The organism is Actinomadura hibisca NBRC 15177 (assembly GCF_001552635.1).
GTDB classification, from domain to species: Bacteria; Actinomycetota; Actinomycetes; order Streptosporangiales; family Streptosporangiaceae; genus Spirillospora; species Spirillospora hibisca.
On record NZ_BCRO01000149.1, the window covers coordinates 1 to 12,111 of the forward strand.

The window sequence follows — 12,111 nt, forward strand, 5'->3', positions numbered from 1 at the left end:
AGAAAACAAACGGGAACCGTGACACAATTGCATACCGAGCCGAGTCGCTCGGACGATGAGTTTGCCGGCCCGCTTCGCGGGTTGTGCGTTGGTCGTTCGGTGGTTATGGCGAGGGGGAAACACCCGGTCCCATCCCGAACCCGGAAGTTAAGCCCTTCAGCGCCGATGGTACTGCACGGGAGACTGTGTGGGAGAGTAGGACACCGCCGGACTCTTTTTACGGAAAGGCCCCGCCAGCAATGGCGGGGCCTTTCTCATTTCTCAGCCATTCATCGGAAGCGCCAGCCTCCGGTACCACCAGTGCTCACTTCCCCACGCCCCCAGATCCGCGAACGGGTCCGGCAACGTCTACAGCAGGTAAGAGCCCCGGCTCAGCCGCTCCACCCGGTGGCATGATGCCATCCCTCCGGCCGACAGAGCGAGGGGCTTTTCCCGTCTCTAGATCTCGCCGCCTGACAACACCGCGTCGGCGTCCACGATCCGGTACGCGTAGCCCTGTTCGGCCAGGAATCGCTGCCGGTGCGCCGCGTAGTCCTGGTCCAGGGTGTCGCGTGCCACGACCGCGTAGAAGCGTGCTCCCTGGCCGTTCGCCTTCGGGCGCAGCAGGCGGCCCAGGCGCTGGGCCTCCTCTTGGCGCGAGCCGTACGCGCCCGACACCTGGACGGCCACGGTCGCCTCGGGCAGGTCGATGGAGAAGTTCGCGACCTTCGACACCACCAGCGTGTCGATCTCGCCGCTGCGGAACGCCTGGAACAGGCGCTCGCGTTCCTTCACGCGGGTCTCGCCCTTGATGACCGGGGCGTCCAGGACCGCGCCCAGCTCGTCCAGCTGGTCGATGTACTGGCCGATCACCAGGGTCTGCTCGCCCCGGTGCCGGTTGACCAGGGCCTCCACCAGGCGCGTCTTGGTGTCGGTCGTCGCGCAGAAGCGGTAGCGCTCCTCGGGTTCGGCGGTCGCGTAGGCCAGGCGCTCGGAGTCGGTCAGGGTGACGCGCACCTCCACGCAGTCGGCGGGGGCGATCCAGCCCTGGGTCTCCATGTCCTTCCACGGCGCGTCGTAGCGCTTGGGGCCGATCAGGGAGAACACGTCGCCCTCGCGGTTGTCCTCGCGGACCAGGGTGGCGGTCAGGCCGATGCGGCGGCGGGCCTGGAGGTCGGCGGTCATCCGGAAGATGGGGGCGGGGAGCAGGTGCACCTCGTCGTAGACGACCAGGCCCCAGTCGCGGGCGTCGAACAGCTCCAGGTGCTGGTAGACGCCCTTCCGGCGGGTGGTCATGATCTGGTACGTCGCGATCGTGACCGGGCGGATCTCCTTCTTGGCGCCGGTGTACTCGCCGATCTCGTCCTCGGTGAGCGAGGTCCGCTTGATCAGCTCCTGCTTCCACTGGTGCGCCGAGACGGTGTTGGTCACCAGGATGAGCGTGGTGGCCGCGGCGCGGGCCATGGCGGCGGCGCCGACGGTGGTCTTGCCCGAGCCGCAGGGCAGCACGACCACGCCCGAGCCGCCGTGCCAGAACGCGTCGGCGGCCTCGCGCTGGTAGGGGCGCAACGACCAGCCGTCCTCCACCAGGTCGATGGGGTGCGCCTCGCCGTCCACGTATCCGGCGAGGTCCTCGGCGGGCCAGCCGAGCTTCAGCAGCGCCTGCTTCAGCGCGCCGCGCTCGCTGGGGTGCACGATCGCCACGTCGTCGGAGACGCGGTCGCCGATCATCCCCTTGATCTTCTTGGCGCGCAGCACCTCCTCCAGCACGCTGCGGTCGGAGGAGGCCAGCACCAGGCCGTGCACCGGGTCCTTCTCCAGGCGCAGCCGGCCGTAGCGGGCCATGGTGTCGGCGACGTCGACCAGCAGGGCGTGCGGCACCGGGTAGCGGGAGAACTTCAGCAGCGTGTCCACGACCTGCTCGGCGTCGTGGCCGGCGGCGCGCGCGTTCCACAACGCCAGCGGCGTCACGCGGTAGGTGTGGATGTGCTCGGGCGCCCGTTCCAGCTCGGCGAACGGGGCGATCTCCTTGCGGCACGCGTCGGCCAGCTCGTGGTCGACCTCCAGCAGCAGGGTCTTGTCGGACTGGACGATGAGCGGACCGTCGGTCACAGGTGGATGCCCCCGATGCGAGTACGGACGCGGGCGCGCGCACGGCGTACGGTACCCGGCGGGCGCTCCCGGCGCGGCCCGCACAGTGTCAACGGACTGGGACGCCCCGCTCTTCCCGTCAGTAGGTGCTGGAGGGGGAGTCGTCGTCCAGCACGCCGACGATCACGATGAAGGCCAGCCACACCACCACCGTCACGCCGAGGATGCCCCAGCTCCACCAGGTGAGGCGGCGGGCCGACGCCGGGTCGCTGGTGGTGCGGCTCATCGCGATGGCCGCGGTGATGATCGCCGGGATGGCGAGCACGTTGCAGCACATGGTGGTCGCCACGCAGGAGACGATCAGCGCGGCGATGGTGGAGCCGTTGGAGGCGGGCGGCTGGACGGGGCCCTGGCCGTACCCGTAGCCATAGCCGTACCCCGGCGGGCCGGTCGCCGGGGGCGGCTGCGCGCCGTACGGGTCGCCCCAGCCGGGTGTGGGGTCGCTGTACGGGTCGTTCCAGCCCTGGGGACGGCCGTAAGGATCTTCCCAGCCTCCGTGCGACATTCAGCCCTCCCTTGCTCGAACCGGACCCTATCCCCCTCATCTGACCGTGCGAAGGGCGGCCTCGGTTCCCGTCGGTCCGGTGCCCGCCGCGCGTGCGGCGGGCACCGGACCGGCGTCAGAACGGCCAGTCGGCGGCGATCCCGGCCTCGACCAGCGGGATCATCGAGAACGCCGCGTCCGACAGGCCGCCGAAGGTGTGCCGGGTCCCGCTGCCGGACGGGCCGTGCCCGTACCGGTAGCCGGCCAGGTTCCAGGTGTAGACCGGCACCCGCTCCGGCACCGCGGCGGTCGGCTCCGCGCCGCCGTGGCCCGCCCACGCCTGCTCGTCGGTGACGATCACGACGCGGTCGTGGCCCCGGTAGTGCGCCCGGACCGCCGCTGCGGTCTCGGTGCCGCCCAGGTCCCCGAACCGCTCGACGACCTTCAGCGCCGACTCGCCCCGGCGGAACTCCACCGGCGCGTGCGTGGTGCCGAACTCGACCAGGTCGGCCGCGTCCGCGCGCAGCGCCAGCGCCGCGCCGAACACCGCCGCCGCGTCGGCGTAGGTCAGGGTCGAGCGCTCCGACATCGTGCTGAAGAACATCGAGCCCGACCGGTCGACCAGCACCAGCGTGCGGCCCGGCAGCGCCGGGACGTGTCCCAGCGAGGCGTCCAGCGCCCGCTGGAGCGGCCACGACCAGCGCAGCGACTCCGCCGCCCGGTAGGCGGCCAGGTACCGCATCGGCAGCACGCGCGACCGGGCGACCCGCGCGGGGTCGGCCAGCCGCGCCGCGACCTGCTCGGCGACCCGGTCCGACACCCCGGCCCGGTCGAAGTTGCGCAGGTTGCGCAGCAGCGCGAAGTAGCCCATCGACGGGATGACGCGCTCCCAGAAGTCGGCGGTCAGCGGGCCGCCCAGCCAGCCGGCCAGCGACTCCCAGGTCATCCCGGCCGCCGCCAGCACCCGCTCGGCCTCGGGCCGCCGCAGCAGCGCCGCGCGCTCGCCCTCCGGCAGCGCCAGCAGTTCGGCGCGGGCGCGCAGGGTGGTGAGCGACGCCGGGATCTCGGCGTCGCGGCCGTGCCGCCGGTCGATGGCGTGCCGGAACAGGTCGCCCTGCGCCGGGGTGTCCGGGCGCGGGTGGGTCAGCTCCAGCACGTCGCCGAACCGGAACGCGCCGGTGTCGTACTTGATCAGGGAGCGCTCGGTGTAGAGGCGGCGGGCGGCGTCGGCGACGCCGCGCTTGACCGGCTGCGGCAGCGCGCGGCCGTACCGGGAGTACCAGTAGGCCAGCAGCTCGCCGGGCTCGTCGGCGCGCCGGAGGGCGGCGTTGACGAGCTGGCGGTTGCCGCCGGACAGCTCCCCGCACAGCCGCGACATGACGCCCTCGGCGGCCGCGACGACGCTGGCCGAGCGCATCCCCGCGCCGTCGCGCAGCCAGCCGACCATGCGGGTCAGCCAGTCGACGTCGGCGAGCGCGACCTCCCCGACAAGGGTGCGGAAGCGCGCGTCGCGCTCCCCGGCGCCCTCATAGAAGGTCTGCTCGCCCACCATGTTGGTGATCGCGAGAAGGAAAAGTTCGCTCTTGGTGTCTCGCTGGTAGCCCGGCGCGCCCTCGTGGGTGCGGGCGGTCGGGGCCGGGCGGCTCTTGACGGCGCTGAGCGCGCCGGTGGCGTGGGAACGGTTGAACTTGGCCATGGGCGGACCTCCGGGGGACTTCCCGAGTTCAAGGCGGCCGAAGACTTTTCCCACCCCCCGAAAGGGGTGTTCAGGAGTCGAACCTAAGAAACCGAAGTAACTTCGGCCTGCGCACCGGGAAGGGAAAGAAAAGGGGGTGCGCCCGAGATCAAAATCGGCGGCGGGAACTGTAAGGTGCTCTGGCCACTGAGCTACTGTCCGTCGAGTCGGACAGGCAGGATTCGAACCTGCGACAACCCCATGATGAGTGGAAGTATCCGCGTGCCTGCGCATCGGGCGCACCGAAGTGCCTGGTCAGCTCCGCGTATCGGCGCGGAGGGCCGGTCTCGGTTGCCGTTCCCGTTTCACCGTGGCCCTCCTTTCGCTCTCGCGTGTTTCGCTGACGGTCATAACAGTGCCGCAGCCGGAAGGAGCGTGCAAGCCATTTAACGAACGATGGTCAGCCGGTGGATTCGTCGTCGAGTTCGGCGACGCCGGTGATGCGGTGCAGCGCGAAACGGTGCACGGCGGCGCGGGTGGCGTCGTAGCCGGTCAGGAAGCCGCCCTCCACGCGGACCGGTTCCACGATGCGGCTGGACGCCTGGCCCTGCTGGTCGAGGTAGCCGATCCACACGCGGGTGCCGCGTTCCACCGCGCCGCGCAGCTGCTCGATCGTTGCCATCGAGGGGGAGCGGGGCGGTGCGCCGGGCGGGGCGTCGGCGCGGGCGCGGGCCTGCTCTGCGCCGAGCCGGGCGGCCTGGTCGCCGGCGCGCAGGGCCCGGACCGCCGCCGCGATCATCGCGGGGTCGCTGTCGTCGGAGGGCCGCAGCCGGGCGATCTCGGCGGTGGGCGGGGGTTCGGCGCGGCGGGCGTCGGGCCGGGTCACGATCATGCCGCCGCCCGGGGATTCGGCGACCGGCGCGAGGCCGAGGGCGCGCAGGCCCTCCAGCAGTTCGGCGCGGGTCAGCGGGGAGGCCAGGACGGTGGGCGCGAGGCGGTGCAGGTGCAGCGGCTCGGCGCGCCGGTCGGCCATGATCTCGTCCATCGCGGCGGCGTCGTCGGAGCGCACGTAGGAGGTCAGGGCACCCACGCGCAGGTGGCCGTGGCGGCGCGCCACGTCCTCGATCAGGTAGGTGAGGGGTTGCGGCAGCGGGGTGGCCGAGTGCCGGGTCAGCAGCGCGACCAGGTCGTCGGCGCCCTGCCCGGCGTCCAGGGCGCGGCGGATCGAGACGGGGGTGAAGCGGTAGACGGTCGCGCCGCCGGTGGACTCGACGTCGGCGGCCAGCGCCAGCTCGCGGGCCAGTTCGGTGACCAGCGGGCCGGGCGCGACGGCGGTCAGGTCGGCCTGGATCAGCACCCGGTCGACCGGCTCGGGCAGGTACTTCTCCAGGGCCGGTTCGGGGTCGTCGCCGGTGAGCAGGTCGTGGGCGTAGGGGGCGAGCGCGCCGAAGCCGGTGAGGCCGAGGACGGCGGCCTCGCGCAGCGTCCAGTCCACCAGGCGGTCGCGCAGCGCGCCGCCGCGGCGGGGGCGCAGCCAGGCCAGGCGGGCGCGGACGGCGTCGGCGTCCACGGCGGTGCCGGGGTCGGCTCCGGCGAGCACGGTGAGGACGGCGCGGCGGGTGTCGGGGGCGCTGGAGCGCACGCCCGCCTCGCTCAGCGCGTTGATCAGGCGGTCGCGGTCGTCGCGTTCCCCGGCGAGGCCGGGCACGCGGTCGGACTTCGTCCAGCCGTGGGCGAGCTCGGTCCAGCGCCCGGCGATGTCGCGCATGAGCCACAGGTCGTAGGCGGGGGTGGGCATCCACTCGCCGTCCAGGTCGCCGCTGCGGGTCAGCAGGCCGGTCGCGTAGGCGATCTCGGCGAGCAGCGCGGCACGCCAGTCGGGCACGTCCAGCAGCGCGGCGGCGGCCCGCAGGTCGCGGACCGCGAGGCCGCCGCTGCGCAGCACCGGCGGCGGCTCCAGGCCCCAGTGCTCCAGCAGTTCCTCGATCTGGCGGACGGCGGTGAACGCCTCCCCGGCGGCGGCCCGCACCACCATGTCCTCGCGCGCGGCGGCGCGGGACGCGGGGGCGGGGCCGGTGAGCGGCGGCGGCTCGGGCGCGACGTCGCGGAACAGCCGCCCGCCGCGCAGGTGCAGGCCGACCTCGCGGGGCAGGGTGACGGTGCGGTCGTCCTCGGCGGCCAGCAGGCCCCGGGCCAGCAGGCGTTCGATGGGGCTGGCGGCGGTGCCGGCGCGGACGGGGCGGCGCGCGTCGGAGACGCGGCCGACCGGCGGGCCCCAGGCGAGCTGGTCGAGCGCGGCGCGGGCCTCGGGCCCGGCGTCGTCGATCAGCTTCTCGGGGGCGGCCAGCAGCTCGGCGAGCCGTTCCAGCAGCTGCCCGGAGTCGGGGAAGCCGCGCGGTTCGGTGCCGGTGAGGTCGGTGACCAGCGCGACCAGCCGCTCGGTGGGGTACCCGGCGAACACCTCGCGGACCGGCGGGCCGAGTCCGGCGGGGTGCGGGAACGCCTGCCGGACGCCCGGCGCGGGTTGCGGGCCGCCGTCGCCCCAGACCAGGACGTTGCGGCGGAGGACGGCGAGGGCCGCCGCGGCCTGCTTGCGGGTCGTGCCGAGCGCCCCGGCCAGCGCGGCGGTCGCGGCGGCGGCGGTGGCCGGGCGGGGCAGGACGAGCAGGGCCTCCAGCGCGGCCAGCGCGAACCGGTCGAGCCGGTCGAGGGCGCGGGAGGTGGCGGCGGGCGTGGCGGCGCGGGCGGCCAGCGCGGTCAGATCGGCCGGCATCGGGGTGACCAGCTCCGGCCGTGCGGACAGCAGCGCGCGCAGCTCGTCGTCGCCGCGGGCGCGCAGCCAGTCCGCGTAGGTTTCCATCCGCTCCAACCTAACGGTGGCGCGCGGGTGGCCGTGCGCGCGCCACCGGCGCGGCCGTGCCCGGAAGCGGGGCCGCGCCCGCCGGGGCCGCCTCGCCCGGGGCCGGCCTTGCCCGGAAGGCCGGGTTCAGGAGGCCGGCCCTGGCCGGGCGGCCGTGCTCAGGAGGCCGGGGAGGGCTTCAGGTCGACCAGGCCGAGGCCGAGGCGCGCCCAGCTCGCCACGAACCGCTTCTCGTCGATGCGGGTCGGCGGCTCGTACATCGACTCGTTGGCCAGCCAGTAGTTGACCACCGCGCCGCCCAGGATGGAGGCGATGGCCGCCCAGTCCTCGTCGTGGCCCTCGAACTCCGGCTGGGCCGCCAGCCAGGTGGCGATGCCGTCGTACAGCGGGTTGACGATGCCCTCGCGCATCTCCGCCACCAGGTGCGGGAACTGGTCGAGGTCGCGGAACAGCACCCGGATCAGGTCCTGCTCCTCGCGCATCTTCGCCAGGCCCGCCTGGCAGGTCATCCGCAACCGGACCTCCAGCGGCCGCCCCTCGTAGGCGGTCGCCTGCTCCAGGACCTCGCTGACCTGCTGCCGGGTGCGCTCGATGTGCTCGCGGATGGCGGAGGCCAGCACCTCCTCCTTGGACCGGAAGTGCCGGTACAGGCCGCCCGCGCCGGGGGACAGCCCGGCGGCCGCCTCGATCTCGGCCACCGACGTCGCCGCGTAGCCGCGATCGGCGAACAGGCGGAGCGATTCGGCCACGATCCGCTCGCGCGTAGTACTCGTCATGGTGATGTATGCCTCCGCAAGAACACTAAGGCATGGCGGGGCGGCCGGACCCGCCCCGAGCCCGGCGCGCCCGAAAACGTGATCTGTCTCGCCCGCGGCGGGGGAGGGCTAAGGTGTATCGCTCCGCGCCCCCGCCGCCGAGGGGCCGTGACCGGAAGGGTCGAGATGGCTGTGTCCGCTCCGACGGAGGGCGCCGCGCCGTTCCTTCCCGAGGACTTCGTGGTACCGACCCTGGTGGCCGGGCCGCGGTTCCGGATCCGCCCGATCACCGTGCACGACGTGGTGAAGGACTACGGCGCGGTGATCGGCAGCCTGGACCGGCTGCGCGGCCGGTTCGGGCCCGAGTGGGGCTGGCCGGACCGGGAGTTCACCTTCGAGCAGGCGCTGATCGACGTGGCGTGGCTCCAGAAGGAGGGCCAGCTGCGCCGCTCGTTCAGCTACGTGGTGACCAGCCCCGACGAGGAGCGCCAGTTCGGCCGCATCCACGTCGCGCCCTCCGACGACCCCGCCGCCGACGCGTGCGTGGTGTTCTGGGTGCGCGGCGACGAGCCCGACGCCGGGCTGGAGAAGGAGCTGGCCGACTTCGTCCGGGAATGGGCCACCACGGCGTGGCCTTTCGAGACGGTCCGGTTCCCGGGCCGCGAGCTGGACTGACGCCCCCTCCCGCCCGGTCTCAGCCCAGGCGGCGGATCAGCGACACCAGCACCCGGCCGACGACCAGGTAGACCAGCGCGGCCAGCCCGAAGTTCACCGCCACCGAGAGCTTGGGATCCTCGGGCTGGAAGACGTCCTTGAACTCCCACGCCAGGTCGCCCGCCCAGTCGCCGACCCGGTGGACCAGGTCGTTGGAGGCGTTGGCCTCGAACACCACGAACACGATGTGCACCGCCAGGATCAGCACGACGATCGTGGTGACGATCGAGACGAGCCCGGCCAGCAGCGACACCGCGCGCCTGCGGGCGGCCGCCGCGCCGCCGCCCCTGCCACCGCCCCTGCCGCCGGAGAGCCGTCGCGTCAGCGGGGGACGGCGGGTGCGCGCGTGCTCGCCGCGCTCGGTGCGGGTGCCACCGGTCATGGCGGTCTTCTCCTGTGCTGGGTTCTCCTGGGCCGCCTGGTCGGGGGCTGCCCGGTCGGGGGCCGCCTGCGTCCGCGCGGGCGGGGTCTCGGGGGCGGTACCGGGGTCCTTGTCGGCCATCACGCCTACTTCCGGGGGGTCTTCTTTGTCGTGCGTTGGGCTTTGAGGGTGGAGTGTTTTCCCTGGTCAGCGTGTTCGTGTCGGGTGCGGCGGGTATATCTCGATCATGAGCGGCCGATTCCGGTGCCCGGACGATCCAGTTCCGGACGGCAAGGCGACCGGCGGTCGCCGCGTGTGAGACTCCCGCGCTCTCCTACTCAGATCCCGTCGCATCGCCACTACCAGGAGAGCGCGGGTCCTCGCGTTGGTCAACGCCCCGGCGGCGGGCGACCCGTGGCGGGCGGCCGAGCCAGGTCCGGCGAATCCGTCATACCTCTCCCTTTACCCTGTGGGGCGTGCCGCACCATCTTTCCCCCGCGCCCGTTCCCGTCGTCGGGTTCGACCTCGACATGACGCTGGCCGACACCCGCACCGCGATCGGCGCGGTCTACGAGGCGTTGTCCGCCGAGACCGGCGTGCCGATCGACCTGGGCGCCGTGGTGTCCCGGATCGGCATCCCCCTGGAGGACGAGCTGATCCACTGGTACCCGGCCGCCGAGGTGCCCGCGATGACCGCCCGCTACCGGGAGCTGTACCCGGGCATCGCGATCCCGGCGACGGTGGCGCTGCCGGGCGCGGCCGAGGCGATCGCGGCGGTGCGTGATCGCGGCGGGCGCACCATCGTGGTGTCGGGCAAGAACCAGGCCGACACCGAGCGCACCGTCGCCTACCTGAACCTGCCGGTGGATGAGGTCGTGGGCGGGGTGTTCGGGGCCGACAAGGGCGGGGCGCTGCGCGCGTTCGGGGTGCGCGCCTACGTGGGCGACCACACCGGTGACGTGGACGCCGCCCGCGCCGCGTCGGCGACCTCGGTGGGCGTGGAGACCGGCCCGTTCGACGCCGCCGCGCTGACCGCCTACGGCGCGGACGTGGTGCTGCCCGATCTGCTGGCGTTCCCCGGCTGGCTGGACGCCGGTCTCGCGGACGGCGTTTTCACCACGGGTTTCACCACGGGCGGAACGCCCGCCGCCTGACCGCCCGCCCGTTCCCGCAAGATCATCTGTGACCTGCGGCGGGAGCGCCGCAGCGATATCCGGATGCCTTCCGGCGCGGCCGCCGATAGCTTCTGTCCGTTGCCACACAGGGGATCCCGGGCGTCGCTGGTGTCTTCGCCGTCTCGTGCCGTGGCGCTAATCTTTAGGCCAATTCAGGACGAGCAAATAAACGAGGTCTCCCGTGCCCACTGGCAAGGTCAAGTGGTACGACGCCGACAAGGGATTCGGCTTCCTCACCCGCGATGACGGCGGTGAGGTCTTCGTGCACTCCTCGGCGCTCCCGGGCGGGGTGCAGGCGCTCAAGCCCGGCCAGCGGGTGGAGTTCGGCGTGGTCGAGGGCCGCCGCGGGCAGCAGGCGCTGTCGGTGCGCACGCTGGAGACCCTGCCGTCGGTGGAGAAGACCATCGCCAAGCAGCGGCGCAAGAAGCCCGACGAGATGGTGCTGATCACCGAGGACCTGATCAAGCTGCTGGACGGGATCTCCACCACCTACCGGCGCGGCAAGCACCCCTCGCCGGTGGAGGCCAAGAAGATCGCCACCGTGCTGCGCGCGGTCGCCGACGACCTGGCGCCCGGAGCCTGACCTCCCTGAGCGCGATGATCAGGCGTTGAGCGTGCTGCCGTCGGGCCGCCCGGCCGGGACCCGCCCGGCCCGGCGGCCCGTGCCGTGCACGGCCAGCGCCCCCAGCGCCACCGCCAGCGCGCCCGCCACGATCGCCAGCGCGACGGGGCCGCCCGCCACGATCGACATCCCGAGCCCGAGCAGCCCGCCCAGCACCCACACCAGCTGGTGCAACGTCTCCGACACCGCGAAGGTGGACGAGCGCACCTGCTCGCCGACCTCGCGCTGCACCACCGCGTCCATCGCCAGCTTGCCGAGCGATTGGCCGAGTCCGGCCGCGACGGCGACCGCCAGCACCGCCCACAGCCCGTAGAACACCGCGGCCGCCGCCGCGACCGCCGTCACCGCCGCCAGCGTCGCGAACACGATCAGCCGGGGCGCCCGCGCCCGCATCCACACCCCCAGCGCCGTCCCGGCCAGCCCGCCCGCGCCGCCCGCCGCCGCCATCAGGCCCAGCGCGACGGTGCCGGACACCTCGCCGAAGCCGCGCTGCCGCAGCGTGAACGCCAGGTACAGGATCAGGAAGCCGGAGAACGCGCGCAGCACCGCGTTGGCGAGCATCGCCTCCAGCACCGCCGGTCCGAGGCGGCGCAGCGTCGCACGGTTCGGGCGGGGGATGGCGGTGGCCCGGGGTTCCTCGGCATCGGCGGTGGCGTCGATATCGGCGTCGGCCTCGGCGTCGGGGACGTCCACGTGCCGGGGCAGCCGCATCGTGAACACGATCCCCAGCCCGAACACCACGGTGGCGATCCGCAACAACCAGTCCGCGCCGACCAGCACGTTCAGCCCCGCCCCGACCGGCACCACCACCGTCGCGGTGATCAGCCCGGCGAACGCGGTGCGGCCGTTGGCGGTCACCAGCGTGACGCCGTCGGGCAGCACGCGGGGCGTCACCGCCGCGCGCAGCACCCCGAACGCCTTGGACAACACCAGCACCCCGAACGCGGCGGGCAGGAAGGTCACCTGGTCGCCGTGCAGCACCGCCCCGGCCATCGCCCAGCACAGCAGGGCGCGCGCGGCGAACGTCCCGGCGACCGCGTACCGGCGGGCGTGCCGCATCCGGTCCAGCGCCGGGCCGATCAGCGGGGCGACCAGTGCGAACGGGGCCATCGTGACCAGCAGGTACAGCGCCACCTGGCCGCGCGCCTGGGTGAGGTCGAGGCTGAAGAAGAGCGATCCGGCGAGCGCGACCGTCACCAGCGCGTCGCCCGCCGCGTTCAGCGCGGCCGTCTCGATCAGGCTGCCGAGGCCGCTGCGCCCCGCGCCGCCCGCGTGGGTGGCGCGGCGGGCGAGCCGTCCCGCGCCCCGGGCGGTGTCGCGCACGCGCCCGGCGCC

The 12,111-nt window shown here is 73.6% G+C and carries 10 protein-coding genes and 1 rRNA gene; 4 read left to right on the forward strand and 7 right to left on the reverse strand.

What is annotated here, in order from left to right; translation table 11 throughout:
• The first annotated feature begins 95 nt into the window (after positions 1-95).
• Positions 96-212: ribosomal RNA gene (gene rrf, locus AH6_RS41575) — 5S ribosomal RNA — on the forward strand.
• A 226-nt stretch (positions 213-438) separates the two neighbouring features.
• Here rrf and AH6_RS41580 read toward each other — a convergent pair.
• The 5 genes from AH6_RS41580 to AH6_RS41600 all read right to left on the reverse strand — a co-directional run bounded on the left by AH6_RS41580 (position 439) and on the right by AH6_RS41600 (position 7,925).
• The gene (locus tag AH6_RS41580; protein ID WP_067491922.1) at positions 439-2,091 is read right to left on the reverse strand and encodes a DNA repair helicase XPB; all 1,653 of its coding nucleotides are present in this window, start codon (positions 2,089-2,091) and stop codon (positions 439-441) included.
• A gap of 118 nt (positions 2,092-2,209) precedes the next feature.
• Positions 2,210-2,635: a hypothetical protein gene (locus AH6_RS41585; protein ID WP_067491925.1), complete on the reverse strand. Its 426-nt coding sequence runs from the start codon at positions 2,633-2,635 to the stop codon at positions 2,210-2,212.
• Between the two features lie 115 nt (positions 2,636-2,750).
• Positions 2,751-4,310, reverse strand: coding sequence for a TROVE domain-containing protein (locus tag AH6_RS41590; protein WP_067491927.1), 1,560 nt, complete (start codon positions 4,308-4,310; stop codon positions 2,751-2,753).
• A 439-nt stretch (positions 4,311-4,749) separates the two neighbouring features.
• Positions 4,750-7,149, reverse strand: a complete 2,400-nt coding sequence (locus AH6_RS41595) for a helicase-associated domain-containing protein (RefSeq protein ID WP_067491929.1) — start codon at positions 7,147-7,149, stop codon at positions 4,750-4,752.
• A gap of 158 nt (positions 7,150-7,307) precedes the next feature.
• Positions 7,308-7,925, reverse strand: a complete 618-nt coding sequence (locus tag AH6_RS41600) for a TetR/AcrR family transcriptional regulator (protein WP_067491931.1) — start codon at positions 7,923-7,925, stop codon at positions 7,308-7,310.
• A gap of 171 nt (positions 7,926-8,096) precedes the next feature.
• Between AH6_RS41600 and AH6_RS41605 the strand changes: the two genes are divergently transcribed.
• Positions 8,097-8,579, forward strand: coding sequence for a GNAT family N-acetyltransferase (locus tag AH6_RS41605; RefSeq protein ID WP_245679707.1), 483 nt, complete (start codon positions 8,097-8,099; stop codon positions 8,577-8,579).
• Positions 8,580-8,598: 19 nt separating this feature from the next.
• Here the strand turns inward: AH6_RS41605 and AH6_RS41610 are convergent, their stop codons facing one another.
• The gene (locus AH6_RS41610; RefSeq protein ID WP_083983967.1) at positions 8,599-9,120 is read right to left on the reverse strand and encodes a hypothetical protein; all 522 of its coding nucleotides are present in this window, start codon (positions 9,118-9,120) and stop codon (positions 8,599-8,601) included.
• A gap of 335 nt (positions 9,121-9,455) precedes the next feature.
• Here AH6_RS41610 and AH6_RS41615 point away from each other — a divergent pair, with 335 nt between their 5' ends.
• Both AH6_RS41615 and AH6_RS46925 read left to right on the forward strand, forming a co-directional pair.
• Entirely contained in the window at positions 9,456-10,133 is a 678-nt protein-coding gene (locus tag AH6_RS41615; protein WP_245679708.1) for an HAD family hydrolase, read from the forward strand.
• A gap of 202 nt (positions 10,134-10,335) precedes the next feature.
• Positions 10,336-10,737 carry a cold-shock protein gene (locus tag AH6_RS46925; RefSeq protein WP_067491937.1) on the forward strand — a complete coding sequence of 134 codons (402 nt, stop codon included), beginning with the start codon at positions 10,336-10,338 and terminating at the stop codon, positions 10,735-10,737.
• A gap of 18 nt (positions 10,738-10,755) precedes the next feature.
• Here the strand turns inward: AH6_RS46925 and AH6_RS41625 are convergent.
• The coding region (locus AH6_RS41625) for an MFS transporter (RefSeq protein ID WP_307190416.1) at positions 10,756-12,111 on the reverse strand (1,356 nt) is incomplete at its 5' end.

Bases quoted from the DNA above. Each gene is read 5' to 3' on its own strand.
- AH6_RS41585 (WP_067491925.1), bottom strand. From the start codon at position 2,635: ATGTCGCACGGAGGCTGGGAAGATCCTTACGGCCGTCCCCAGGGCTGG.
- AH6_RS41590 (WP_067491927.1), bottom strand. From the start codon at position 4,310: ATGGCCAAGTTCAACCGTTCCCACGCCACCGGCGCGCTCAGCGCCGTC.
- AH6_RS41610 (WP_083983967.1), bottom strand. From the start codon at position 9,120: ATGGCCGACAAGGACCCCGGTACCGCCCCCGAGACCCCGCCCGCGCGG.
- AH6_RS41595 (WP_067491929.1), bottom strand. From the start codon at position 7,149: ATGGAAACCTACGCGGACTGGCTGCGCGCCCGCGGCGACGACGAGCTG.
- AH6_RS41600 (WP_067491931.1), bottom strand. From the start codon at position 7,925: ATGACGAGTACTACGCGCGAGCGGATCGTGGCCGAATCGCTCCGCCTG.